The organism is Rodentibacter genomosp. 1, assembly GCF_001999285.1.
Classification (GTDB): Bacteria; Pseudomonadota; Gammaproteobacteria; order Enterobacterales; family Pasteurellaceae; genus Rodentibacter.
Genome location: NZ_MLHN01000018.1, coordinates 81894 through 108015, shown reverse-complemented (window position 1 = coordinate 108015; position 26122 = coordinate 81894). Strand labels below are relative to the sequence as shown.

Genomic DNA, 26122 nt, shown 5'->3' with positions numbered 1-26122 from the left:
GTATTTCAACGAAAGGTAGGGACACACTGCGTGTGTCCTATAGTATTGAAATAATTTGATTTTAAACGGATACACGCAGTGTGTCCCTACAAATGCCCCTCAAATTGGATCTGCTATTAATGCAAAAAAATGAAAAGAAATGACCGCACTTTAATGCTTAAAAGTGCGGTCGTTTTTATCAAATTTTTTAATTTTCTTCTTGTTCTTTTTCTTTCGCTCTTAGCAAGATTTCTTGAATCTCTGCTGCCATTTTTTGGTCGCATTCTCGAGCAATATCTTGTAATGCCGGATTTTTAAAGAATTGTGCCTGTGGATCATACACTTGAGACATTAATTCCACTTCGTGACGATCGGCATGGAAATAATATTCCGCAATTTCTTTTGCAACCTCAGTTTCCATACCTAAGCTTTCTAATGCCAATCGACCGGTGCGTACCGCTGAATCAAAAGTTTCCCGCACGATGTCATCAGCCCCTGCATTATATAAATCAAAAGTATGAAAACGGTCATAAGCACGGGCGATAATTTTAATATTCGGGTTCACTTCACGGGCAAAGTGCACTATATCGGAGGCTTGTGCTTTATTATCAATTGCCACAACAAGCATTTCAGCCTGCTCCAATCCTGCTGCAATTAAAAACTCACGGCGGGAAGCGTCGCCAAAATAAGATTTAATGCCATATTCATTAAAACCTTTAATCATCGTTGGATTAAGATCTACCACTGTTGTGGCATAACCACTTAAACGGAGCAAGTCATTTACGATTTGTCCAAAACGTCCCATACCGATAATAAGTATCGGATGCTGTTCATCAATTTCATCAGGTTCAATTTCTTCTGCAATTTCTTTCGAGCCATATTTTTCATAAAGCACAAGAATGAGCGGTGTCATCACCATAGAAAGCACAACAATTGCCGTCATATTGGCATTTACCGTTTCATCAATCACTCCTTTTGACAGGGCTGCCGCAAAAAGCACAAAAGCAAATTCCCCACCTTGTGCCATTAAGAGTGCTCGTTCTAATGCTGTTTTATGAGTACTTTTAGCAACTCGTGCTACAACATAAATACAGACACCTTTGGTGAGCATTAATACAATCACACCTAAAAGGATTAATTGCCAGTTTTCTGCAACGACTTTTAGATCTAACGCCATTCCCACGCCAAGGAAGAAAAGCCCCAGCAATAAACCACGGAAAGGCTCAATATCCGCCTCCAATTGATGGCGGAAGGCAGATTCGGAAAGCATTACACCTGCTACAAAAGCGCCCATTGCCATGGATAAGCCGGCTTCTTCCATTAATAATGCGGCCCCCAATACCACAAAAAGTGCAGCAGCAGTCATGACTTCACGGGCTTTAGCATTCGCCAAAATACGGAAAACCGGATTTAAAATGAAACGGCCAATAAACACTAATACCGCTAAGGCGAGCATAGCAATACCCGCAGATTGCCACCAAGGCATGGAAGCTTCAGTTTTTTCAAAAGGAGAGAGGGAGGCGACAATAGCAAGTAATGGGACAATCAGAAGATCTTCAAATAATAAAATTGAGACGATTTTTTGACCGCGTTTTGTAGAAAGTTCTTTGCGTTCACCTAATACTTGCATCACAATTGCGGTGGATGTCAATACAAAACCTGCGGAAGAGACAAACGCCACTTCCCATGATACGCCAAACTGTACACCAACAATGGTCATTAAAATGGCAGAAATGATCACTTGCATACTGCCTAGTCCAAAAATTTGACGACGTAATCCCCAAAGGTGTGAAGGCTTCATTTCAAGCCCGATCACAAATAAGAACATCACGACACCAAATTCAGCCAGATGAATAATTGCGTGAGGATCACCAATCACCTGTAAACCATAGGGGCCAATAGCCAATCCGGCAGCGAGATACCCCAACACCGATCCCAATCCTATGCGTTTAAATAATGGCACCGCCACCACTGCGGCCCCCAGCAATGCCACCACTCGAATTAAATCACCTGAACTTTCCGCTGCCATAGTCACTCCTAAAACAATATAAAAAACCGGCGTATTTTACTGGGTTTTGTGCTGAATTTATAGGGATTCAGCATATTTGTAGCAATAAAAAAGTGCGGTCAATATTAACCGCACTTTTTATATAAAGCTTAAATTAGATTTGTGTAACTGCGACACAATGCCGGTACTTTAAGGAAGTTCATCCCCATCTTTCTCTACCTTAGGCGGGATCATATGTTCACGTCTTAAACCTACGTCATAAGCGACGGCAATGGCCACAAAGATGGAAGAATAAGTACCGAAGCCAATCCCTACCAATAAAGCAAGGGAGAAATTGTGAATAGACGATCCACCAAAGAAAAAGAGCGCAATCACAACGATCAATGTTGTCGCAGAGGTCATGATGGTTCTTGATAACGTTTGTGTGAGGGAAATATCAATAATATCAATGGTATCCAATCGTCTGATCTTGCGAAAATTTTCACGAACCCGGTCAAACACAACGATACTATCGTTAATGGAGTATCCCACCACTGAAAGAATAGCGGCAACAAATGTTAAATCCATTTCTACTTGTAACGCTGAGAAAACCCCAAGGGTAATCACAACATCGTGGGCAAGGGAAACAATTCCTCCCAGGCCCAAACGCCATTCAAAACGGGAACCGATGTAAATTAACATCATCGCCAAGGTTGCTAAAGTCGCATACACCGCACCTTGAGCCAATTCTTCACCAACATTGGGGCCTACGAACTCTATACTTTTAATTTGAATAGCCGAATCCAATTCAACCAACATGGATTTAATACGATCACCAATTCCAGAATCATTATCCGCTGCAGGTAAACGAATCATCACATCTTGAACAGAACCCGTTGTTTGCACAATAGGGCTTTCAATACCGTTTTCTTTTAACTTACCACGGATTTGTTCAAGATTCGCCGTTTGTGAAAAACGGGTATCAAAGACGACCCCACCGGTAAAATCTAGCCCCCAGTTAAAGCCTTTTGTGACGATAAAAAATAGTGAAATCGCCATCAGTAGTGCTGAAACAATATATCCCCATTTGCGAACTTTCATAAATTCGGTCAACGGGAACGGGAGTTTAATTCCGTTAATTTCTTTGATGAGATGTCCGTTTTTATCTCTTGCAAAAAGTGCCATAGTCACCTCAATTAAATAGAAAGTTTTTCAACACGTTTGCCACCATAAATTGCGTTCACAAGCGCACGTGTTCCGGTAATGGCAGTAAACATGGAAATTGCAACACCTAATGAAAGGGTAATTGCGAAACCTTGAATCGGGCCGGTTCCCACCGCATAAAGAATAATTGCCGTGAGAATCGTGGTTAAATTCGCATCAAAAATAGAAGTAAATGCACCGTTATAACCTTCATTAATGGCTTGTTGAACCGGACGACCGTTGCGAATTTCTTCTTTAATACGTTCAAAGATCAGTACGTTGGCATCTACTGACATTCCCAATGTGAGAACGATACCGGCAATCCCCGGCATGGATAAGGTGGCCCCCGGAAGAATAGACATCAAACCAACCAGCAAGACAATATTAATGACCATTGCAAGGCTTGCAATAATGCCGAAAAGCTTATAATAGAACAGCATAAATAAGATGACGGCAATAAGCCCCCAGAAACTTGCATTCAAGCCCTGTTCGACATTTTGCGCACCTAATGACGGACCGATTGTACGCTCTTCCACAATTTGTACCGGTGCAATTAATGCGCCGGATTTCAACAAGGTCGAAAGATTATGTGCTTCTGCCATACTATCTACCCCGGTAATTTGGAAGTTTGCGCCAAAGCGGGCCTGAATAGTCGCCACATTAATCACTTCTTCACTTTTCTCAAGAATGGTTTTACCGTTCTCGTCTTTCTTACCATTATCTTTATACTCAACATAAAGAGTTGCCATTGGTTTTTTATAGTACTTTTTAGTGAGTTGAGACATTTGTTCTCCCCCCTCACTATCCAATGTCACACTCACTTGTGGTGTACCTGATTGCTGATCCAAAGCAGCACTTGAATTGATAATATGTTCACCACCTAAAGACGGACGTTTAAAAAGCACCACCGGACGACCATCGCGATTATATTTCACTTCAGAATCTGCCGGTAAAATGCCACGTACCGCAGCTTCAGCATTGACGGCTTGATTCACCATACGAAATTCCAAGGTCGCTGTCGCCCCAAGAATTTCTTTAGCACGAGCGGTATCTTGAACCCCCGGCAATTCAATTACGATACGCTCTGCACCTTGACGTTGTATTACAGCTTCTGCCACCCCTAATTCTGAAACACGTTTACGCAGAATTGTTAAGTTTTGCTCAATCGCTAAATCACGAGCTTCATTAAGTGCGGTTGTGGAAAGCGATAAATTTAACGTATCACTCTCCGCATTTGTGACTTCTAATGTCGGATGAGATTGACGAATAATACGTGACGCTTTTGAAAGTTGTTCCGGATTAGCAAGGGTTACGGTTGTACCAAAATTTTCAGCATTTCTAATCCCAGTGTATTGAATTTTTTCCTTACGAAGTTCATTGCGTAGCGTGTCTTGCAATTGCTCTTGACGTTTTGCAAGTGCAGAATTCATATCTACTTCCATTAAAAAACGTACCCCACCACGCAAATCCAAGCCCCATTTCATCGGGTTTGCTCCAACACTGCTTAACCAAGTAGGTGTTGCCGGTGCAAGGTTTAATGCTGTAGTGTAATTATTACCGAGTTTTTCGGCAATTTTATCTTTAGCAAGGAGCTGATCATCCGTATTGTTGAAACGGGCTAAAATAGAGCCTTGTTCAAGAACAATAGATTTTGTTGAAAGATTATTGACCTTTAAGACTTCTTGAACTTGTCCTAATGTCACAGTTGAGGCTTGTTGTCCTCGAGTACCTGAAATTTGTACCGCAGGATCTTCACCATAAATATTTGGAAGAGAGTATAAAATACCAATGGCGACCACAAGGATCACCATTAGATTCTTCCACAATGGGTAACGATTTAGCATAGTTGTCCCTTTAGGAATAAAAGATTAAAGCGTTTTAACAGAGCCTTTTGGAAGAATAGTTACAATATAGTTGCGGTTAATCGTGATTTCTGTTGTTTCATTTAACGCAATTACCACGCTGTTATTGTCTTCAATCACTTTAGTAATTTTCCCCATTAGACCACCGGCAGTTAATACTTCTGAGCCTTTGGTTAATTCAGACATTAATTTTTTATGTTCTTTATTACGTTTCGCTTGTGGACGATAAATCATAAAGTAAAAAATTAAACCGAAAATCACGAAAATGACTAACGTGGACATTGGACTTTGAGCTTCCATTTGATGTTTTCCTTATAAAATTAAAGTTGAAAATTGGGCGATAAAATATCATAAATCGCACAAAATGTGAAAAGTATATTAAACCCCTTATGTAATTTACTAAATATCGTCCTTCTCAATTACCTTATTTGTACATTTCAATATCTTTCATGCTTAGATCTGAAAGGCTATCTCAAATCCGCTTAATATCAACACTTTCACTACTTTTTAGAGAGAAAAATCCAGTATTATGTCGCTGATGTAAAAAAACGAAATTTCAATAAAATGTCGGATACACTGAGTGTATCACTAATAAGCGAAGAAAAACTGACTTTATGCAGCTACTACATAATCTTGGAAAAATCAGCCCAATAAATGATAAAGCAGTAAGTTTATTCCAAATCCCCCAATAACTAGCCATATAAAGACGAATGCCCCCAATAAAAGTGGCTTTAACCCGGCTTGTTTCACTGTGCTTATATTCGTAGTTAATCCGAGCCCTGCCATAGCCGCCATTAATAGAATGGTATCAATTTGAACCAGTAGATTCACCCATTCAGCCGGTAATAAATTAAAAGAGTTAAACACAGCAACGAGAATAAATATTAAGGCAAAATAAGGTATAGAAATAGCGTGTTTTTGTTTCTCATCTTTGTGTAAAAAATAAGATAAGATGAGTAAGAAAGGCGCAAGCATCATCACCCGTATCATTTTTGACACCACCGCAATATCAGCGACAACGGGATTAACATTGCTCCCTGCCGCATAAACTTGGGCAACTTCGTGCACGGAAGAGCCAATATAAATACCAAATTGATGTGGGTTAATGTAGTCAATTAAAAGAGGGTAAAGAAAGGGGTATAAAAACATAGAAATCGTGCCGAAAATCACGATTAAAGCAACAGCAACAGACACTTTATAAGAAGGGGCTTTTACAACAGGTTCACTCGCAATGATTGCCGCCGCACCACAAATGCTACATCCGGCACCGGTAAGAAAAACAATTTGTTTATCAAGTTTTAAGATCTTAATGCCAATCCAGCAGGTGATCAAAAATGTCGATATCAACATAATAGCATCGGCTAATACGGCATTCACTCCCACTTGCCCGATATCTTGTAAAGTAATTCTAAAACCGTACAAAATAATACCGAGGCGTAGCAATTTTCCTTTAGCAAAAGCCACGCCGAGATGGGAAACGTGTTCGATTTTAGGATAAAACGTATTGCCGCATAGAATACCAATGACAATCGCTAACGTTAATGCGCTGATATTAAGTCTCTCTACTAACGAATTATTTCCAATTAAAACAGCAATTGCCGTAATCACCGATATCAAAAGTAAACCGAAAATCACGTTTAAATTTTTCATCATTCTTTTCTCTTTAGATTAAAAGCATACACCGGATATTATAGTGATTTTGGTCAGGGGGAGCTATTGTATAGAGAAGATATTCAAAAGAAGATAATCGCAGTCTTTAGAGCGATAAATGCCTCCCTCGACTCACAAGATAAAAAGTGCGGTCTGATTTTTTTCATTTTTTAGAAAACTTTTTAAAAATCAACCGCACTTTTTTACTCATTTTTCGCCCATTATCCCTTTTGCAAGGGTGGCACAGGTTTCCCTATTCTCGCATAGAACTCGACCACAAAATCATCAAAGCGATCTTCTTCAATAGCCTGACGAATTTCTGCCATGAGGTGTTGGTAATAACGCAAATTATGAATGGTATTTAAACGTGCGCCTAAAATCTCGCCGCATTTATCTAGATGATATAAATAGGCTTTGGTGTAATTTTTACAGGTGTAACAATCACAATGAGGATCGAGTGGGCTGGTGTCATCACGGTACTTCGCATTACGAATTTTTACAATACCGTCTGTGACGAATAGGTGACCGTTACGGGCATTGCGGGTTGGCATGACGCAATCAAACATATCAATGCCACGGCGCACGCCTTCAACCAAATCTTCAGGTTTGCCCACGCCCATTAAATAACGCGGTTTGTCGGCAGGAATTTGTGGGCAGATGTATTCCAAAATGCGGTGCATATCTTCTTTTGGTTCGCCAACGGCCAAGCCGCCTACCGCATAACCATCAAAGCCGATATTAACTAAGCCTTCCAAAGATATTTTACGCAATTCTTCAAATACGCCCCCTTGAATGATACCGAAAAGCGCATTTTTATTGCCAAGCTCATCAAAGCGATCACGACTGCGTTTTGCCCAGCGAAGAGACATTTCCATGGATTTTTTGGCATAGTCAAAGGTTGCCGGATAAGGGGTACATTCATCGAAAATCATCACAATATCCGAACCAAGATCGTATTGAATTTCCATAGATTTTTCCGGTGAAAGGAAGATTCGTTCACCATTAATCGGGTTTTGGAATTTTACGCCTTCCTCTGTGATTTTGCGTAATTTACCAAGGCTAAATACTTGGAAACCACCGCTATCCGTCAAAATAGGACGATGCCATTGCATAAAATCGTGCAAATCACCGTGTTTACGCATAATTTCTTGTCCCGGTCGCAACGATAAATGAAAGGTATTACCGAGTAAGATTTCCGCACCAGTTGCCCGTACTTCTTCGGGCGTCATGCCTTTTACCGTGCCATAGGTGCCCACTGGCATAAATGCAGGTGTTTCTACTTTAAACGTCCCCTGTGGGCGTTCAAATACTAACCGACCACGGCGTGCGTTACCGCTTGTTTTGTCTAATTCATATTTCATTTTTATTTCCTCAACGAATAAACAGTTCGAAGATATCAGTAAAAAAGCCTGTTTGCGCAAACAGGCTTCATTCTTTGGGTAGTCGGGTATTGTAGGTGCTGCCTTTATTTAAGTCAAACCACTTATTCCAATCCCCTCACCCGGGTATTTTTCGTAATAAACATCGCATCGCCATAACTAAAAAAACGGTAGCGATTTTCGACCGCACTTTTGTAAGCATTCATCGTGTGATTAAAACCGGCAAAGGCGGAAACCAGCATAATTAATGTACTTTCCGGTAAATGGAAATTGGTGATTAACGCATCTACTACACGGAATTTTTTACCAGGATAGATAAAAATTGAGGTATCGGAAAAATAAGGCTCGATCAAATCCGGATTGCCGTTTTCCTCTGCGGATAAAGCGGCGGTTTCAATGGAACGAACGGAGGTTGTTCCTACTGCAATCACACGTTTTCCGGCTTTTTTGGTGTCAATAATGGCATTGCAGACTTCCTGTGAAAGCTCTACATATTCCGCATGCATAATGTGCTCTTCAATATTTTCCACTCGAACTGGTTGGAATGTGCCTGCGCCCACATGGAGAGTGACAAATTCAAAATTGACGCCTTTGGCTTGAAGCTTTGCCAATAGTTCATCATCAAAATGCAAACCGGCTGTCGGTGCTGCCACCGCGCCGGGAACTTTGTTATAAACCGTTTGATAACATTCTTGATCCGCCTCCTCATCGGGGCGATCAATATAAGTCGGTAACGGCATATGACCTATTTGTTGCAACACCGTTAAAAGTGAGGTGGATTTATCGGTTAATTCGACTTCAAAAAGTGTATCGTGACGTTCAATCATCACCGCTTGAATACCTTTATTTTCGCCCAGTTTATCTTCCCCTAAAAATAATTCGGTGCCTTCTTTAGGCGATTTTGAGGAGCGAATGTGAGCGAGAAAGCGGTGTTCATCTAGCATACGTTCAACCAGCACTTCAATTTTTCCGCCACTGGCTTTGCGACCGAACATTCGTGCAGGGATAACACGGGTGTTGTTAAAAATTAACAAATCACCTTCATCAATGAGATCTAATACATCGGTGAAAGTGCGGTGAGATATTTCACCATTTTCACCATTTAATGTGAGAAGACGGCAGGAAGAACGATCTGCTTTAGGATAACGGGCGATAAGTTCATCGGGTAAATCAAAATGGAAATCAGAAACACGCATAATCATATTGGGTTGATAAAAAGATGGGGTAGTCTAGTTAGAATAATTGGGAAGCTCAAGGGGAAATATTCACGATTTCCCCTTTTCCTACTAAAGAATCATTTTTACTAATTTATCCGCTTTAACTCGGGCAAACTTTTTCAGTAATTTTTGAACCGGATCCGGGTACTGAGACAGTTCCTCCAATTCGGCATAATGGCTCAATACGGTGGTATGCTGACGAATATGATTTAATTCTTTCTCAACTTGATCACGTAATTCTTGTTTCGGATCGTGAATCAACAACCCATTTTCCGCATCTAAACGCCAAGCGCGCGGATTTAAGTTATTACCGGTCAGCAAAATGTAGCGATTATCCACCCACACTCCTTTTAAGTGGTATGTGTTATCACCGTCTTTCCATAAACGAATCGTTAATCGCCCCTGTTCAATATCTTGTTGGAATTTTTCACAAAAATGGCGGAGATTGCTTTCGTATAAGTAAGGTAAGGCACCCGCCATTTTGAAAGGTTGTTCCGGTGGAATATAAAAATCGTTTGCCACTTTGTCGCCTACGATAATTTCGATTTTCTTCCCTGTTTCCAATAATGTAGTAATTTTATTTTGTAAAGTACGGGGAAAATTAAAATAAGGTGTACAAACCACTAAATTTTCCTGCACTTGTGAAAATAAATCTTCAATGATTTGGTTTAATTCATTGCCTGACGCGCCTAAACCAAATAATGGCGAAACACTTAAAACATCGGAAAAACCAACTGCACTCTCTAAACTGTATTCCGCATGATTGGCTAAATTTTTACGATAAGCACGAATAGCCGAACGAATTTCTTTGGTACGAGGGCGGTTTGCGATATCAAGAGGATGAACGGCACTCATGTCCAGTAAATAATCATTAATAAAATTGACCATTGAGTCAGCTAATGCGGTATTTGTAATTTTTTGATAGCGATCGTAGCGATATTTATCGTCTTGTTGTAAATACACGTTGTTGATACTCGCACCACTGTAAAGCACCGTATCATCAAAAATAAACCCTTTGATATGCAAAACACCGAACACTTCACGGGTATTAATCGGCACACCAAAAAACATATTCGGGTCATCCGAAAGCTGATAAGTTTGACGCTGTTCCACATACCAATCAGCATTCGTGGCAGATTTCTCTGCCCCCAATAAATTACGTTGCCCCCGATGCCAATCTACAAGGATTTTGACATCTAATTCAGGGTGTTCCTGTTTTATACGATAAATTTCATCAAGAATTTCTTGCCCTGCTTCATCTTTTTGCCAGTAAAGTGCGGTTACATAAATGCGTTTTCTTGCATTTCTAATTAATTCAATAAGTTGAGTTTTAAATTCAATCGGACTAAACAAAAACTCAACCTGTGCTTTTTCTAAAGACAAAAAGGGCAAATTTTGGAGAGTTTGCTCAGTACGTTTTAATTTATTGATTAACATAATCTGTCTCTGCAATTTCTAGGGATGGGCTAGTTTACAATATTTCCTTTGAGGATTAATAGAAAAAAGGTTTTTTTTCGCTATAATGCTCACAAATTTTCGCTTTTTTTGGCGAATTATTACCCAATTTTTCTTGAGAATCTCCTTATGAACAATTCCCGCAAACCGACTTTTCAAACAAATTCCCGTAAATCTTTTCAAGAACAACATTCTGAACGGGATGTTTCTCCACGTTTTCATGAGCAAAAATATCGTGAAAATCGACCGCACTTTGAGAAAAAACATAGTGAAGGAAAAAACGAACCTCGTTTTCAACAGGCCGTGCGTGAACCAAAGATTGCCGAGCTTTCTTTAAATAAAAGTGGCGGAGCGAAAGGCTGTGTAAAGGTATTAGTAAAAAGCACCGGTGTAGCCTATAAACCCAAAGAAAAGAAAAGCGGTGCCCTTTCACCACGGGCCCCGGAAAAAATTAAGAAAAATCGTGCGGAAGAAATGAAAGTCTATGGTGAAAATGCCTGCCTAGAATTGTTTGCACATCGTCCGGAAAACATTGTACGTATTTGGGCAACCGTACAAATGTCCCATAAAATGGGTGAAATATTGAGCTATTTAGCGACAAATAAAAAGGTTTATCATATTGTAGAGCATGAAGAATTATCCCTTGTGAGTGGCACCGAACATCACGGTGGTATTTGTATGTTGGTAAAAAAACAACGTCCTTTTACTTTACAAGGCTATTTGGATATTCCTCATACAGAGGATGTTTTAGTATTGTTGGATAAAGTAAATAATGCGCAAAATATTGGTGGCGTATTGCGTACCTGTGCATTTTATGGTGTGAAAAATGTGGTAACTAATAATGCAGACAAGCTATATTCTGCGGCGGCTATGCGTGTTGCAGAAGGCGGCGCGGAACATATCCGTTTATTGGAATGTTTGGATACCGAATCTGCATTGCAACAACTTCGTCAAGCAGGTTATCAAGTGGTGCACATTGCACAAGGAAAAGAAGGGATTCCCCTAGATCAGGTGCAATTTAATCGGAAAGTGGTATTTTTACTCAGTGAAACAAGCACAACAGACTTGTATGAGAAGAAAGATATTCATGTTCGTTTATCTTTAAATAGTCCCTTGAAAAACGGATTAAATATTGCTGTCAATAGTGGAATTTTGTTAGCGAAATGGTATTTTGCAAAATAGAGAAGCAAAGTGCGGTTGTTTCTCTAATTGTTTTCAAACCTAATAGAACTACTGGCTTTTCTTTTGAACAATTAAATAAATATCGCTATTAAAGGATTCCCTATCTTTTATATCAACTTTGAAGGTAGTGAGGTGATGTGGTTATTCTTCAACGAAAGCCCCAAGGAATGGCGTGGTATTATGTAGCCAATGCACAAAAATAGAAATTTCAACGACATGTAGGGACACACTGCGTGTGTCCGTTATAAAATCAGGTTATTTCAATATGTTATAAGCGGACACACGCAGAGTGTGTCCCTACAAGCTCCCCCCCAGATTTGTGCAACTGTTACATAATACCGAAATATTCCCTCATTTTTTCTAATGGGAAATTGCTGAGAAGAGATTAATGACCAATACACCAGCAATAATTAGCCCGATTCCAATCATCCCCGCCATATCTATTTTTTGTCCGAATGCAAAATAAGCAACGACCGCGGTAAGGACAATCCCAACACCAGACCAAATGGCATAAACCAAACCTACGGGCAAAGATCGAAAAATAATTGAAACAAAATAAAAAGAAATGCCATAGAGGGTGAGCGAGCAAATGGTTGGAAGCGGTTTAGTAAAACCATCACTCACTTTTAATAAATTTGTTGCAGCAATTTCTAAGCAGATGGAAATGGTGAGTAAAATCCAAGGGTTCATTGATGATTCCTTATTCCGAGTAAAAATCTACCTTCATAGAAGGGGGGAGTTAAAAATAAAAAGAGACGCAAATACGCGTCTCCTTCACTTGGTTAATGTTTATAACCTAGCAATCTTGTTTGCCATAAGCATCTTGACGAAGAATGTTTCGTACACCTTCATCAAAATCAGCAAGCACTTGTTCTGCATTTTTCGGATCTGTGCCACGTGCGTCTAAGTAGAACTTAATTTTTGGTTCGGTACCTGAAGGACGGGCAATTAAACGTGATCCGTTTTCCAGCACAAATACGAGAATATCACTTTGTCGATCTGTTTTGGTGTGGTCGATAAATTGCTCCACGTTCACGCCGCCGATAACGCTTGGTGGGGTATTGCGAAGTGCGGTCATTAATTTGCTGATTTCACTAAGATCACTGACGCGAATAGAAATTTGTCCGCTCACATAAGCACCAAATTCTTTGGTGAATTCATCAGCATAATCCGCTAAGGTTTTACCTTGTTTTTTCAAGTTACGGACAAGATCTAAGAACATAATTGCTGCTGAAATGCCGTCTTTATCACGGACTTTATCAGGATCTACTAAATAACCGAGCGCTTCTTCAAAACCGAACAGTAAGCCTTGAACTTTGCCGATATATTTGAAACCGGTTAGGGTTTCTTCCGATTGGAAACCATATTTTTTGGCGATTTCGGCAAGTGCAGGGGAAGAGACCAAAGAGCATGCCAATATGCCTTGTTTGCCCTGTGCATGATATTGTTTGGCTAAATACCAGCCTAAGAAACAGCCTACTACATTGCCGTGTAAGGCTTTCCAATTTCCTTGTGTATCCGGTACGGCAACGGCTAAACGGTCGGCATCAGGGTCGTTTGCAATAATAAATTCTGCATTATTTTCTTTCGCTACTTTAATCGCAAGATCCAATGCACCTTTCTCTTCAGGATTTGGGAAATTCACCGTTGGAAAAGTACCGTCCGGCCATACTTGTTCGGCGACGATGTGAGGCTGTGGTAAACCGGCTTTAGCTAAGGTTTTGCTTAATACTTCATAACCCACGCCGTGCATGGCGGTATAAACATAGTTGATGTCACATTGTGGCTCTTTAGCAAGTGAGGCCGTTTTAGCGATATAAGCGTCCACCACTTCATCATTTAACACGACATAATCATTGCTACGCGGTAAATCTTGAATATTACCGGCGGCGACTTTGTCGATTAATACGGCAATTTGTTGATCGGCAGGGGAGACGATTTGACCGCCACCGTTGGCCTTGCCTAAATAGACTTTGTAACCGTTATCTTCAGGTGGGTTGTGACTTGCAGTAACCATTACACCTGCAGTGGTGTCAAAATATTGAATGGCATAGGCTAACACGGGGGTTGGTAATTTGCGTGGTAATAAGTAGGCTTTTATCCCCGCACCAGCCATAATTTCTGCTGTATCGCGTGCGAAAACATCGGAATTCTTGCGACCATCATAACCAATCACAATAGAAGGTTGTTTGTCATAGCCTTTCAGAAAGTCCGCTAAACCACCGGCAGCTTGAGCCACTAAAACGCGGTTCATCCCCATAGAGCCGGCTTGTAAAGGACCACGTAAACCGGCAGTACCAAATTGTAAACGACCGTCAAAACGAGCCCGTAATTCTGTTTCTGCTTTTGTGTCGCCAGCTTTTGCTGCCTCTAAAAGTGCGGTCAATTCTGCACGAGTTTCTGTATCAGGATCTTGGTTTAACCAATTTTGTGCTACATCAAAAAGAGTTGCCATAATTTCACCTTCTTAAGTTTAAAGAAATACGCAGATAGACTAGCGGAAAACGATTAAAGTTCAAGGCTTATTTATTGAAAATTTGATCTGTGTAACATTTTTTATTCATATAATCGATTGCATCAAAACAGTATGTGATTCTTACTTAGGGTGAAATAGATTTAGATTGCTCGGGTTGAGATTATAGTAACAGTGCTGAACCCCATTTTATGATGTCAAAAAAGAATTTATTTTGATTGGTGGCCACACCATCGCCATTTGTCGTGTTTTCTTCAATCTTTGAATTATCCACCATACCGTTTTTATATTGCCCCTTCACCACATCTAAATCGTCACGTGCTTGGGTGCGTAAAATCCGACATTGTTGATTATCCATTGGTTCTGCATTCCCAACGATTGTACGGAATTTTTTGAATTGATAAGTGGCGTAATTCATTGATTTTTCATCATTTTGAATGATCTTCACATAATCTTCACCAATAATGTTTTCCAATGGATAGAAAAAGACATATTGAGAGTGGATATAGCTATCCTCTTTTGCAAAATGTTGTTGCTGAATACGGGTGAGATTCGGATAAATACATTGTTCCGCTTGTTTACTGGCAATTGCCCATTGTTTCGCATTTTTATCTGAAAGTTGATAATCTGCGCCGGCAAATTCTGCCGGAATAGCTGATTGAGATGAATCGGAGAGGCTGCAAGCACAGAGCAATAGTGTTATACCGAGTGTAAAAATACGTTTCATATTGGGTTGCCTGAGATGAATTGATATGGTCGAAATTTTAGCAATAAGCATAGAATAGATAAAGATTGAAATAAATTTTCATTTTCCCGATTGGAAAAACTTCCGCTATAATGACCGCACTTTTCGTTAATTAAAAGGAATATTCATGCAAAATCCAAAAGATGATGTACTTTATGCGCCCGTTGAGTGGGTCGATCATAGTGAAGGCTATACTGATATTCGTTATCACAAATCCACTGACGGTATCGCAAAAATCACCATTAACCGCCCTGAAGTGCGTAATGCCTTCCGTCCGCAAACCGTTAAAGAAATGATTCATGCGTTTTCTAATGCCCGTTTTGATGAAAAAATCGGTGTGATTGTATTAACCGGTGAAGGCGAAAAAGCTTTCTGCTCGGGGGGCGATCAAAAAATTCGTGGGGATTACGGCGGCTACAAAGATGAGAGTGGTGTACATCATTTAAATGTGTTGGATTTCCAACGGGATATTCGTACTTGTCCAAAACCGGTGGTGGCAATGGTGGCAGGTTATGCCATTGGCGGCGGTCATGTATTACATATGTTATGTGATTTAACCATTGCTGCAGATAATGCTATTTTTGGTCAAACAGGGCCGAAAGTGGGATCTTTTGATGGTGGTTGGGGCGCAAGTTATATGGCGCGTTTAGTCGGTCAGAAAAAAGCCCGTGAGATTTGGTTCTTATGTCGTCAGTATAATGCGCAAGAAGCCTTGGATATGGGATTAGTGAACACCGTTGTGCCTTATGCTGAACTTGAAAAAGAAACCGTGCGTTGGTGTCGTGAGATGTTACGTAACAGCCCGATTGCATTGCGTTGTCTGAAAGCGGCATTAAATGCGGATTGTGATGGTCAAGCCGGCCTTCAAGAATTGGCGGGGAATGCGACCATGTTGTTCTATATGACGGAAGAAGGTCAAGAAGGTCGCAATGCTTTCAATGAAAAACGTGCGCCGGATTTCAGCAAATTCAGACGTAATCCTTAATTATTCAACCAAAAGTGCGGTTAATTTCAACCGCACTTTTTGTAAGTAAAATTTATGACAATCCGACAATATCATCTTTATCGTTATTCCATTCCCGTTGATAGCCAACTTATTTTGCGGGATCGCTTTCTAAAACGCCGTGAAGGTTTACTCGTGCATATCCAGTGTCAAGATAATGAAGGCTGGGGAGAAATTGCGCCGTTGCCGGGGTTTAGTGCGGAATCCTTAGAAATGGCGGAAAACCAAGCAATACAATGGCTTGCCGATTGGGATATGGCACGTAGTCGTGATGAAAAGTTATCGTTTGATGGGCTTTATCCCTCCGTGGCGTTTGGCTTGAGCTGTGCATTGGCTGAACTCAAGGGCAAACTCAATACGGAAGGAAACTATCATACTGCCCCCCTGTGTTATGGTGATCCCGATGAGCTTTATGAGTCATTAGCTCATCTTTCCGGCGAGAAGGTGGCAAAAATCAAAGTGGGTATGTATGAAGCCAACCGGGACGGATTGATTGCGGATATGTTTTTAGAGGCGATTCCTGATCTACAATTACGCCTTGATGCTAATCGCCGTTGGTCGCTTGAAAAAGCCTTATTGTTTGCGGCGAAAGTTAAACCGCCACATCGTTCCCGAATTCAATTTTTGGAAGAGCCTTGCAAAACACCTGAATTAAGTCGTGAATTTGCTGCCCAAACTGGGATTGCGATTGCTTGGGATGAATCTTTACGGGAACCAAATTTTCAGTTTAAAAAAGAACCTAATTTGTCAGCTATTGTGATTAAACCGACATTAATTGGTTCCCTTGAACATTGTATTGAATTAATTGAACAAGCCCATGCTTTAGGGATAAAAGCGGTGCTCAGTTCCAGTATTGAAAGTAGCCTTGGTTTAACCCAACTTGCCCGTATTGCCCGACAATACACACCGAATATGACACCGGGGTTAGATACGTTGGACTTAATGGATTATCAAGTGTTGCGCCCATGGAAAGGCTCAACATTACCGCTTCTTGATTTGGATTCTGAGTTGATTACAAAGATTATCTGATTCGACCAGAGATTGTCGAAAAATCCGTATAATGCACAACCTTAAAAGGAAGAGAAAATGTCGCAAAAATCCCGAATTTTGTTACTAAACGGCCCGAACTTAAATATGTTAGGCGCCCGTGAGCCAAAGCACTATGGTCGTTTATCACTTGCAGCGATTGAATCGAATCTAAAGGTATTGGCAGAGCAGCATAATGTTGAATTAACCTGTTTCCAAGCCAATAGTGAAGAAAAGTTGATTGATAAAATCCACCAAAGTTTTCAAAAAGTGGATTTTATCTTAATCAATCCGGCTGCCTATACCCATACCAGTGTGGCGTTACGTGATGCATTATTATCGGTTTCAATTCCTTTTGTTGAAATTCATTTATCTAACGTACACAAGCGTGAATCATTTCGTCATCATTCTTATTTCAGCGATGTAGCAGAGGGCGTGATTTGTGGATTAGGAGCCAAAGGTTATGAGTTTGCCTTTTTATTCGCCTTAGATTTTTTAGCAAGAAAGTCATAAAATGCGGTATTTTTACCGAAATTAATAGAATTTTATCGCAATTTAGATCAATTTAAGGTAACCTTTGCGCGATTAAAAATCGGTTTATAACTGACCGCACTTTTATATGTTTCCAATATTATATGGCAGTTGCATAAGGCTCATTTTTCAGATACTTGTAGGCTTGTAGGGATATACTGAGTGTACCCGCTTATAACATATTGAAATTTCTGTTTTTGTGCATGTGCGACATAATACCCAGCATTGTAATGAAAGTGCAGTTAAAAATTTCATTATTTTAGGAAGAACGTATGGACATTCGTAAAATCAAAAAACTTATCGAATTAGTTGAGGAATCCGGTATCACCGAATTAGAAGTTCAGGAAGAGGAAGGCACAGTTCGCATTAGCCGTGCTGCTCCAGCGGTTGCTCCGATAGCTACGCAACATATCGCACCTGTTGTGCCTGTTCCGCCTGTTACTCCAACTCCGATTACGACACAAGCAGTTACTCCGACACCGGCTGCTCCATCTGCAACAGAAGAAGTAAGCGGACATCAGGTTCGTTCTCCAATGGTAGGCACATTCTATCGCAGCCCAAGTCCGGATGCGAAAGCCTTTGTTGAAGTGGGACAAACCGTAAAAGTGGGTGATGCCCTTTGTATCGTTGAAGCGATGAAGATGATGAACCGTATTGAAGCAGATAAAGCAGGTGTGGTAAAAGCAATCTTAGTCAATGATGGCGAACCGGTTGAATTTGACGAACCATTAATCGTTATCGAATAATCTTCTCAATTATCCAAATGGCGGGTTTACTCGCCATTTTTTAACAAATGGAATGTCTTATGTTAGAAAAAGTTGTTATTGCCAACCGTGGTGAAATTGCATTACGCATTTTACGTGCGTGTAAAGAATTAGGGATTAAGACTGTTGCGGTACATTCCACCGCAGATCGTGAGCTAAAACATGTTTTACTGGCTGATGAAACCGTCTGTATTGGTCCTGCGCCTTCAGCCAAAAGTTATCTAAATATTCCCGCAATTATTGCAGCAGCAGAGGTAACAGGTGCTGATGCTATTCATCCCGGATATGGTTTTTTATCTGAAAATGCAGATTTTGCCGAGCAAGTAGAGCGTTCCGGCTTCACTTTTATTGGACCGACTGCGGACGTGATTCGTTTAATGGGCGACAAAGTTTCTGCGATTAAAGCGATGAAAAAAGCCGGCGTGCCTTGTGTACCGGGTTCCGATGGGCCTGTTGGTAACGATATTAAGAAAAATAAAGAAATCGCAAAACGTATTGGCTATCCAATTATTATCAAAGCATCAGGCGGTGGTGGCGGTCGTGGTATGCGTGTAGTCCGTAGTGAAGACGCATTAGAAGAATCTATCGCGATGACAAAGGCGGAAGCAAAAGCTGCCTTTAATAATGATATGGTTTATATGGAGAAATACTTAGAAAATCCACGTCATGTGGAAATTCAAGTATTGGCGGATACGCATGGTAATGCAGTATATTTGGCAGAACGTGATTGTTCAATGCAACGTCGTCATCAAAAAGTCGTGGAAGAGGCACCGGCTCCGGGAATCACTGAAGAACTTCGCCGTGATATTGGTTCCCGTTGTGCCAATGCTTGTGTAGAAATTGGTTATCGTGGTGCGGGTACATTTGAGTTCTTATATGAAAATGGGGAATTTTATTTCATTGAAATGAATACCCGTATCCAAGTAGAACATCCGGTAACAGAAATGATTACCGGTGTGGATTTGGTTAAAGAACAGCTACGCATTGCAGCAGGCTTACCACTTTCTTTCAAACAAGAAGATATTAAAGTGAAAGGTCATGCCATTGAGTGCCGTATTAATGCGGAAGATCCAAAATCTTTCTTGCCATCACCGGGCAAAGTCAACCATTTACATTCACCGGGTGGTTTTGGCGTGCGTTGGGATTCCCATGTGTATGGCGGTTATACAGTGCCTCCGCATTATGATTCCATGATCGCAAAACTCATTACCTATGGCGATACGAGAGATGTGGCGATTCGCCGTATGCAAAATGCACTATCTGAAACGATTATTGAAGGTATTAAAACCAACATTCCATTACATGAGATGATTTTGGAAGATGAAAACTTCCAAAAAGGTGGAACAAATATTCATTACCTTGAGAAAAAATTAGGGTTACATGATTAATTAAAAAAGGCTCACGAAAGTGAGCCTTTTTGTTATTTCTTTTTCACTGGGCGTTGCCAGTTCTGAATATGACGCTGTGGTACGCGGGTAATCACTAACTCATCTTTTTCGACATTGCGAGTGATGGTTGAACCTGCGCCGATGGTTGCGCCGTCTTCAACGGTTACCGGTGCGACTAATTGTGTATCGGAACCCACGAAGACATTATCACCGATAATGGTTTTAAATTTATTGGCACCGTCATAATTACAGGTGATCACACCGGCGCCAATATTACAATTTGAGCCGATTTCACTGTCTCCCACATAGGTTAAATGGTTCACTTTTGAACCTTTACCAACAAGGGATTTTTTGATTTCCACAAAGTTGCCGACATGAGTTTCAGCGGCAAGCTCTGTACCCGGGCGTAAACGGGAGAACGGGCCAATCGCTGCTTTTTCACCAATGGTGGCATCTTCTAAAACGGAGTAAGGCTTCACTTCTACATCATCACCAATTACCACGTTTTTCAGCACGCAACCTGCACCGATTTTCACCCGATTTCCTAACCGCACTTTGCCTTCAATAATCACATTCACATCAATTTCAACATCTTTACCGTGTTCTAGCGAACCTCGTAAATCGAAACGTGTCGGATCAAATAACATCACACCTTCTAACAATAAGCGTTCGGCTTGCTTATGTTGATAGTAACGTTCCAGTGCGGCTAATTGTAGGCGGTTATTTGCCCCTTCCACTTCCATTTTATCCGTGGCTTGAACAGCGGCAACTTGGCAAGCGTCTTGATTGGCAAGAGCGATTAAATCCGTTAAATAATATTCGCCCTGAGCATTATTATTACCCACGCGTGCGAGCCATTTTTTGAAACTTGCCCCATCGGAAACCATTACACCGGTATTCACTTCCTGAATGTTTAATTGTTCGGCATTGGCATCTTTTTGTTCCACAATGGCAACCACATTCCCATTTTCACGAATAATACGCCCGTAACCTGTTGGGTTGTCCAATTTCACGGTTAATAAGGCAATGCCGTTTTCAGGTTTTGCTGCAATAAGTTTTTCTAGGGTTTCTTTTGTAATGAGCGGTGCATCGCCGTAAAGTACTACAATATCCTCATTATCCTTAAAAAAAGGAGCAGCCTGTTGAACCGCATGAGCGGTACCGAGCTGCTCGGTTTGTAATACCCAATTGACGTTTTCATTGGCAAGGCGTTCAAGCATTAATTCACCGCCATGTCCGTAAATTAAATGTACGTTTTCAGCCCCTAATGAATTTGCCGTATCAATCACGTGTTTGACCATCGGTTTACCCGCCACGCAGTGTAACACCTTTGGTAAATCGGAATACATACGCGTACCTTTTCCTGCCGCCAAAATGACCGCACTTAATGTTTTGTTTGTCATAAATTCTCTCTTGTGATCAAAAAGTCGAAATATTTTAGCGTAGAAAGGAAAAGATGATAAGTTGTTTATTTTTTCTAAAAAACTCTATAATGAGACAATTTTTGAGCGATTTGGGGTGAATATGCGTAATAGAGATGACATGATTTTGCAATGGATTAATCAGCAAGGAAAGGCGAGTGTGATTGAACTGGCTGAAAAGTGCGACATATCTGTTGAAACCATCCGACGTGATCTTAATCGGCTTGAAAAACAAGGATTGCTTTATCGTACCCATGGCGGGGCGATAAGTAATAAAACGACAGATCTGGGCTCTTTTTTTCAGACTCGGCGATATATTAATGCAACCGAAAAACGCTATATTGCTAAAAATGCGCTTGAATTACTTTATGAAAATGCGGTGATTGGATTAGATGCAAGTTCTACAAGTTGGTATTTTGCGCATTTAATGCCGGATATTCCTTGCACGGTGGTAACTAATTCTATGCTGAATATCAACGCATTGGTTAATAAGCCCAACATTAAAACCATTGTAACCGGTGGGGTTTATTCATCAAAATATGAAGCATTTTATGGGCCGTTATCAGAATATTTATTACAACGCCTCCATATTAACTTTTCTATTTTTTCTTGTTCCGGGATTGATAATCAAGGAAACATTTGGGAGTCCAACGAGTTAAATGCGTCTGTAAAGCGTAAAATGATGGAAGCATCAGAGCATGCTTATCTTTTGGCGGATCATTCCAAATTTGAGAAAAAAAGCCTTATCCAATTAACTGAATTGAGAGAAATTAATACTCTTTTTACTGATTCCGATTTATCCGAAACACTTCAGACATATTGTGAAAAAAACGATATTTTGACCGTTTTGTAATAAATAATGACCGAATTTACCGTTTGCTAAAAATATAAGCAATAATCGGTCATTATTTTCCTAAAAAAATACCCGATTATTGTGATCCCTTTCACAAATTTGAAATCAACTTCATGTTTCTCCTATTTTCTTTCATTTTTTTATTCAAAAATAATTTCAAGTTAAGCAGATAAACCGCTTATCCGAGATTTCAATATGAATGTTAAAAATGATAGGAGAGACACTATTATGACATCTTTCACCCAAACCAATCGTATTAAAATCGGTATTCGTCCAACCATTGACGGTCGTCGTATGGGCGTACGTGAATCGTTAGAAGATCAAACCATGCGTATGGCAACATCTGTTGCAGACTTGTTACAAACACATATTCGCCATACAGATGGTTCTTTTGTTAGTTGTGTGATTGCCGATACTTGTATCGGTGGCGTTGCTGAAGCCGCGGCTTGTGCGGATAAATTTAAACGTGAAAATGTGGGATTAACCATTACTGTCACCCCTTGCTGGTGCTACGGTTCAGAGACTATTGATATGGATCCGCATATGCCAAAAGCCATTTGGGGATTTAATGGCACTGAACGCCCGGGGGCGGTTTATCTTGCTGCTGCACTTGCAGGTCATTCCCAATTAGGTTTACCGGCATTCTCAATTTATGGTACAGAAGTTCAGGAAGCAGATGACACCGAAATTCCGGAGGATGTAAAAGAAAAACTCTTACGTTTTGTCCGTGCCGGTCTCACCGTAGCAACCATTCGTGGTAAATCTTATTTGTCTATTGGTTCTGTCTCTATGGGGATCGCCGGAGCCATTGTGAACCAGCAATTTTTCCAAGAATACCTCGGTATGCGTAATGAATATGTTGATATGACAGAAATCAAACGGCGTTTAGATCGCAAAATTTATGATCAAGAAGAAGTGGACTTAGCACTTTATTGGGTAAAACAATATTGCAAAGAGGGCATTGATGTAAACAGCCCTGAAAACCAACGCAGCGCAGAAGAACGTGCCGAACTTTGGGAAAATGTGGTGAAAATGACCATCATTACTCGTGATTTGATGGTAGGGAATCCGAAATTAGCGAAATTAAATTACGCTGAAGAAGCATTGGGTCATAACGCGATTGCAGCCGGTTTCCAAGGTCAACGTCATTGGACGGATCATTTACCAAACGGCGACTTTATGGAAGCAATGTTGAACTCTACTTATGATTGGAATGGGGTTCGTCCACCCTATATTCTTGCGACTGAAAATGACAGTTTGAATGCGGTATGTATGCTGTTCGGACATCAACTAACCGGTCAAGCACAAATTTTTGCTGACGTACGTACTTACTGGAGTCCGGAATCCGTTGAACGTGTGACCGGTTGGAAACCGGAAAGCGGTTTTATTCATTTAATTAACTCCGGTTCTGCCGCACTTGATGGAACGGGGCAACATCAAGATGAGAATGGCAAACCCACGATTAAACCGGCTTGGGAAGTAACCGAAGAAGACGGCAAACGTTGTTTGGAGAATACCCGTTGGTGTCCGGCGGTACATGAATATTTCCGTGGTGGCGGTTTATCTTCCCAATTTTTAACTAAAGGCGGTATGCCGTTCACCATGCATCGTATCAACCTTATCAAAGGATTAGGGCCGGTATTGCAAATTGCCGAAGGTTGGTCAATTGATTTACCGGAACAAGTCCACGATATCCTTAACAAACGCACGAATGAAACTTGGCCGACAACGTGGTTTGTTCCTCGCCTAACAGGCAAAGGCGCATTCACCGATGTGTATTCCGTTATGGCAAATTGGGGAGCAAACCATTGTGTCGCCACTTATGGACATATTGGTTCAGATCTCATCACCCTTGCCTCAATGTTACGCATTCCGGTTTGTATGCATAACGTTGATGAACGCAATATATTCCGTCCAAGTGCTTGGAATGGTTTTGGCCAAGATAAAGAAGGTCAGGATTATCGCGCTTGTGAAAACTTCGGGCCGCTTTATAAATAAGTGATGATTGGCACGTGCTTTTCAGTGCGTGCTGCCATTCCATCAGAACCCACATTGAAGTGCGGTTAAAAATTCATTTATTTTTTCAACCGCACTTTTTTCTCAATTTTAGGGAGGGCTTATGCCTATCGTACTGATTTTTGATTGCGGTGCGACCAATTTACGTACTATTGCAATGAGTGATAAAGGCGAAATTCTGGCATCCCATCATATTGCGAACAATACCCAACCTGATGCCAAATTCGCGGATTACCATATTTGGGATTTTGCAGAAATTTGGCAAAAGTTATCCGATTGTGTCGATCACACGATTAATCAATTAAAACAACAACATATTGATCTAAACGATATTGTTGGCATTTCCGTTACCACATTTGGTGTGGATGGCGCGCCATTTGATCATGAGGGGCAACAGCTTTATCCGATTATTTCTTGGAAATGCCCACGTACGCTTCCAACGATGGAATCCTTACCAAGGTTGCTTGACATTGAGGATCTCTATCAACGCAATGGTATTGGGCAATACAGTTTTAATACCTTATTTAAATTGCTTTGGTTGAAAGAATATGAACCGGAGATTTTCCAAAAAATGGATAAGTTTGTGTTCATTTCTTCCATGATAACCCAACGTTTAACCGGCGAATGGACAACCGATCACAGCATGGCGGGCACCTCTATGATGACTAATCTTGCTAGCGGTGATTGGGACGAAGGCATTTTGCAGTTGCTTGGATTAACCCCAAATCATTTTCCACCCATGCGTCATGCCGGTGAAAAAGTGGGAGAACTCACCCACACACTTGCTGCCCGTTGGGGGATAAATTGCATTCCGGTGATTGCTTGCGGACATGATACTCAATTTGCCGTATTCGGTTCCGGAGCAGCATTAAATCAACCCGTGCTGAGTTCCGGTACGTGGGAAATTTTAATGGTGCGTACGCCATATGCAAAACCGCAATTTAATTTTATTTCGCAAGGATTAACGACGGAATTTGACGTTCAACCGAATTGCTTTAATCCGGCGGTGCAATGGGTCGGCTCGGGCATTATGGAGTGGTTGGGTAAATTATTGTTCGCCGATGTATATGGCACAGACCAATATTACGCCAAGATGATTCAAGAAGGTTATGAGGCAGGTGAAAACGACATCAAAAGTGCGGTCGATTTTCAAGGCGTTTTTAGCCAATCAGGTAAAGGCAACATTGCAGGACTTTCCATGTTTGCTACGCGTGGCGAAATCTATCGTGCCGCACTCCACTACATGGCAAATCAACTCAAACAGGGATTGAACGTATTACAGCAAGTCAGTCATTTCAAAGCCGAAAGTTTGATCTGTGTCGGGGGCGGTTCTAAAAATCCACTTTGGAACCAAATCCGTGCTGATGTTTTGGGTTTACCCATTGAGGTGGTTGATGTTACGGAAAGCACAGTGCTAGGCGCAGCGATGTTTACCTTTGTGGGAGTTGGTATTTACGATAGTCCGGAAGCCGCTCAAAAAGCCATGCAGCCACAACGCAAACGTATTTATCCTTAGTTTAATTTTGCAAACGAATAGGAGCAATCTCATGTTAAAAGGTATTCATCCGGCAATTTCCCCCGCGTTACTCAAAATTCTTGCCGAAATGGGGCATGGCGATGAACTCGTACTTGCTGACGCACATTTTCCGGCGCATTCGTTGCATCAAAACGTGGTTCGGGCAGACGGCATTTCTGTCGAAACGCTATTAGCAGGCATCTCGCCATTATTTGAATTTGACTCTTATGTCGAAGCTCCATTGGTAATGATGCAAGCGGTGCAAGGCGATATGCTCGATCCCGAAGTTGAAAAACGCTATCTCAATGCGATTCAAAGTGCGGTCGGTTTCGTGCCTAATCTCACCCGTATTGATCGCTTTGATTTCTATCAGCGTGCAAAACAAGCCTATGCCATCGTTATCACCGGAGAAACCGCCAAATACGGCAACATTATTATCAAAAAAGGGGTTACGCCCGTTTTATAACAAGTT

The 26122-nt window shown here is 41.0% G+C and carries 22 protein-coding genes; 10 read left to right on the top strand and 12 right to left on the bottom strand.

Going from position 1 to position 26122, the window contains the following annotated elements; all coding sequences use genetic code 11:
• Positions 1-187: 187 nt before the first annotated feature.
• The 8 genes from BKK54_RS09920 to pssA form a co-directional block, all read right to left on the bottom strand.
• Positions 188-2008, bottom strand: a complete 1821-nt coding sequence (locus tag BKK54_RS09920) for a monovalent cation:proton antiporter-2 (CPA2) family protein (protein WP_077542914.1) — start codon at positions 2006-2008, stop codon at positions 188-190.
• Between the two features lie 168 nt (positions 2009-2176).
• Positions 2177-3151: a protein translocase subunit SecF gene (secF, locus tag BKK54_RS09915; RefSeq protein WP_077542913.1), complete on the bottom strand. Its 975-nt coding sequence runs from the start codon at positions 3149-3151 to the stop codon at positions 2177-2179.
• Positions 3152-3162: 11 nt separating this feature from the next.
• On the bottom strand, positions 3163-5013 hold the full coding sequence (gene secD / locus BKK54_RS09910) for a protein translocase subunit SecD (RefSeq protein ID WP_077542912.1): 1851 nt from the start codon (positions 5011-5013) through the stop codon (positions 3163-3165).
• Positions 5014-5037: 24 nt separating this feature from the next.
• Complete coding sequence (yajC, locus tag BKK54_RS09905) at positions 5038-5331, bottom strand: preprotein translocase subunit YajC (RefSeq protein ID WP_077417880.1); 294 nt, start codon at positions 5329-5331, stop codon at positions 5038-5040.
• A gap of 342 nt (positions 5332-5673) precedes the next feature.
• A complete protein-coding gene (locus BKK54_RS09900; RefSeq protein WP_077542931.1) occupies positions 5674-6681 on the bottom strand; it encodes a YeiH family putative sulfate export transporter in 1008 nt (335 codons plus the stop codon).
• Positions 6682-6902: 221 nt separating this feature from the next.
• Positions 6903-8042 (bottom strand): tRNA guanosine(34) transglycosylase Tgt, encoded by a 1140-nt coding sequence (gene tgt, locus BKK54_RS09895; protein ID WP_077542911.1) that lies wholly within the window; start codon positions 8040-8042, stop codon positions 6903-6905.
• Between the two features lie 122 nt (positions 8043-8164).
• Positions 8165-9256 carry a tRNA preQ1(34) S-adenosylmethionine ribosyltransferase-isomerase QueA gene (queA, locus tag BKK54_RS09890; protein WP_077542930.1) on the bottom strand — a complete coding sequence of 364 codons (1092 nt, stop codon included), beginning with the start codon at positions 9254-9256 and terminating at the stop codon, positions 8165-8167.
• Between the two features lie 90 nt (positions 9257-9346).
• A complete protein-coding gene (gene pssA / locus BKK54_RS09885) occupies positions 9347-10714 on the bottom strand; it encodes a CDP-diacylglycerol--serine O-phosphatidyltransferase (RefSeq protein ID WP_077542910.1) in 1368 nt (455 codons plus the stop codon).
• 147 nt (positions 10715-10861) lie between these two features.
• Between pssA and BKK54_RS09880 the strand changes: the two genes are divergently transcribed.
• Positions 10862-11914, top strand: a complete 1053-nt coding sequence (locus tag BKK54_RS09880) for a TrmH family RNA methyltransferase (RefSeq protein WP_077542909.1) — start codon at positions 10862-10864, stop codon at positions 11912-11914.
• A gap of 360 nt (positions 11915-12274) precedes the next feature.
• On the opposite strand, the gene BKK54_RS09875 is transcribed toward BKK54_RS09880, so the two are convergent.
• The 3 genes from BKK54_RS09875 to BKK54_RS09865 form a co-directional block, all read right to left on the bottom strand.
• On the bottom strand, positions 12275-12604 hold the full coding sequence (locus tag BKK54_RS09875) for a DMT family transporter (protein ID WP_077542908.1): 330 nt from the start codon (positions 12602-12604) through the stop codon (positions 12275-12277).
• 106 nt (positions 12605-12710) lie between these two features.
• Positions 12711-14369, bottom strand: coding sequence for a phospho-sugar mutase (locus BKK54_RS09870; protein ID WP_077542907.1), 1659 nt, complete (start codon positions 14367-14369; stop codon positions 12711-12713).
• Positions 14370-14550: 181 nt separating this feature from the next.
• Entirely contained in the window at positions 14551-15114 is a 564-nt protein-coding gene (locus tag BKK54_RS09865) for a DUF5358 domain-containing protein (protein WP_077542906.1), read from the bottom strand.
• 145 nt (positions 15115-15259) lie between these two features.
• On the opposite strand from BKK54_RS09865, the gene menB reads away from it, so the two are divergent.
• From menB to accC, 5 genes are all read left to right on the top strand, one after another.
• Positions 15260-16117 carry a 1,4-dihydroxy-2-naphthoyl-CoA synthase gene (gene menB, locus BKK54_RS09860; protein WP_077542905.1) on the top strand — a complete coding sequence of 286 codons (858 nt, stop codon included), beginning with the start codon at positions 15260-15262 and terminating at the stop codon, positions 16115-16117.
• A 54-nt stretch (positions 16118-16171) separates the two neighbouring features.
• Positions 16172-17164, top strand: a complete 993-nt coding sequence (gene menC / locus BKK54_RS09855) for an o-succinylbenzoate synthase (RefSeq protein ID WP_077542904.1) — start codon at positions 16172-16174, stop codon at positions 17162-17164.
• A gap of 57 nt (positions 17165-17221) precedes the next feature.
• Complete coding sequence (aroQ, locus tag BKK54_RS09850; protein WP_077542903.1) at positions 17222-17674, top strand: type II 3-dehydroquinate dehydratase; 453 nt, start codon at positions 17222-17224, stop codon at positions 17672-17674.
• 290 nt (positions 17675-17964) lie between these two features.
• Positions 17965-18438 carry an acetyl-CoA carboxylase biotin carboxyl carrier protein gene (gene accB / locus BKK54_RS09845; protein ID WP_077542902.1) on the top strand — a complete coding sequence of 158 codons (474 nt, stop codon included), beginning with the start codon at positions 17965-17967 and terminating at the stop codon, positions 18436-18438.
• A 59-nt stretch (positions 18439-18497) separates the two neighbouring features.
• Positions 18498-19844 carry an acetyl-CoA carboxylase biotin carboxylase subunit gene (gene accC, locus BKK54_RS09840; protein ID WP_077542901.1) on the top strand — a complete coding sequence of 449 codons (1347 nt, stop codon included), beginning with the start codon at positions 18498-18500 and terminating at the stop codon, positions 19842-19844.
• A gap of 32 nt (positions 19845-19876) precedes the next feature.
• Here accC and glmU read toward each other — a convergent pair whose 3' ends face one another.
• Positions 19877-21247 (bottom strand): bifunctional UDP-N-acetylglucosamine diphosphorylase/glucosamine-1-phosphate N-acetyltransferase GlmU, encoded by a 1371-nt coding sequence (gene glmU / locus BKK54_RS09835; RefSeq protein ID WP_077542900.1) that lies wholly within the window; start codon positions 21245-21247, stop codon positions 19877-19879.
• A gap of 121 nt (positions 21248-21368) precedes the next feature.
• On the opposite strand from glmU, the gene BKK54_RS09830 reads away from it, so the two are divergent.
• From BKK54_RS09830 to fucU, 4 genes are all read left to right on the top strand, one after another.
• Positions 21369-22118 (top strand): DeoR/GlpR family DNA-binding transcription regulator, encoded by a 750-nt coding sequence (locus tag BKK54_RS09830; RefSeq protein WP_077542929.1) that lies wholly within the window; start codon positions 21369-21371, stop codon positions 22116-22118.
• A gap of 228 nt (positions 22119-22346) precedes the next feature.
• Complete coding sequence (gene fucI, locus BKK54_RS09825; RefSeq protein ID WP_077542899.1) at positions 22347-24116, top strand: L-fucose isomerase; 1770 nt, start codon at positions 22347-22349, stop codon at positions 24114-24116.
• A 121-nt stretch (positions 24117-24237) separates the two neighbouring features.
• A complete protein-coding gene (fucK, locus tag BKK54_RS09820) occupies positions 24238-25650 on the top strand; it encodes an L-fuculokinase (RefSeq protein ID WP_077542898.1) in 1413 nt (470 codons plus the stop codon).
• A gap of 31 nt (positions 25651-25681) precedes the next feature.
• Positions 25682-26116: an L-fucose mutarotase gene (gene fucU / locus BKK54_RS09815; RefSeq protein WP_077542897.1), complete on the top strand. Its 435-nt coding sequence runs from the start codon at positions 25682-25684 to the stop codon at positions 26114-26116.
• Positions 26117-26122: the final 6 nt, after the last annotated feature.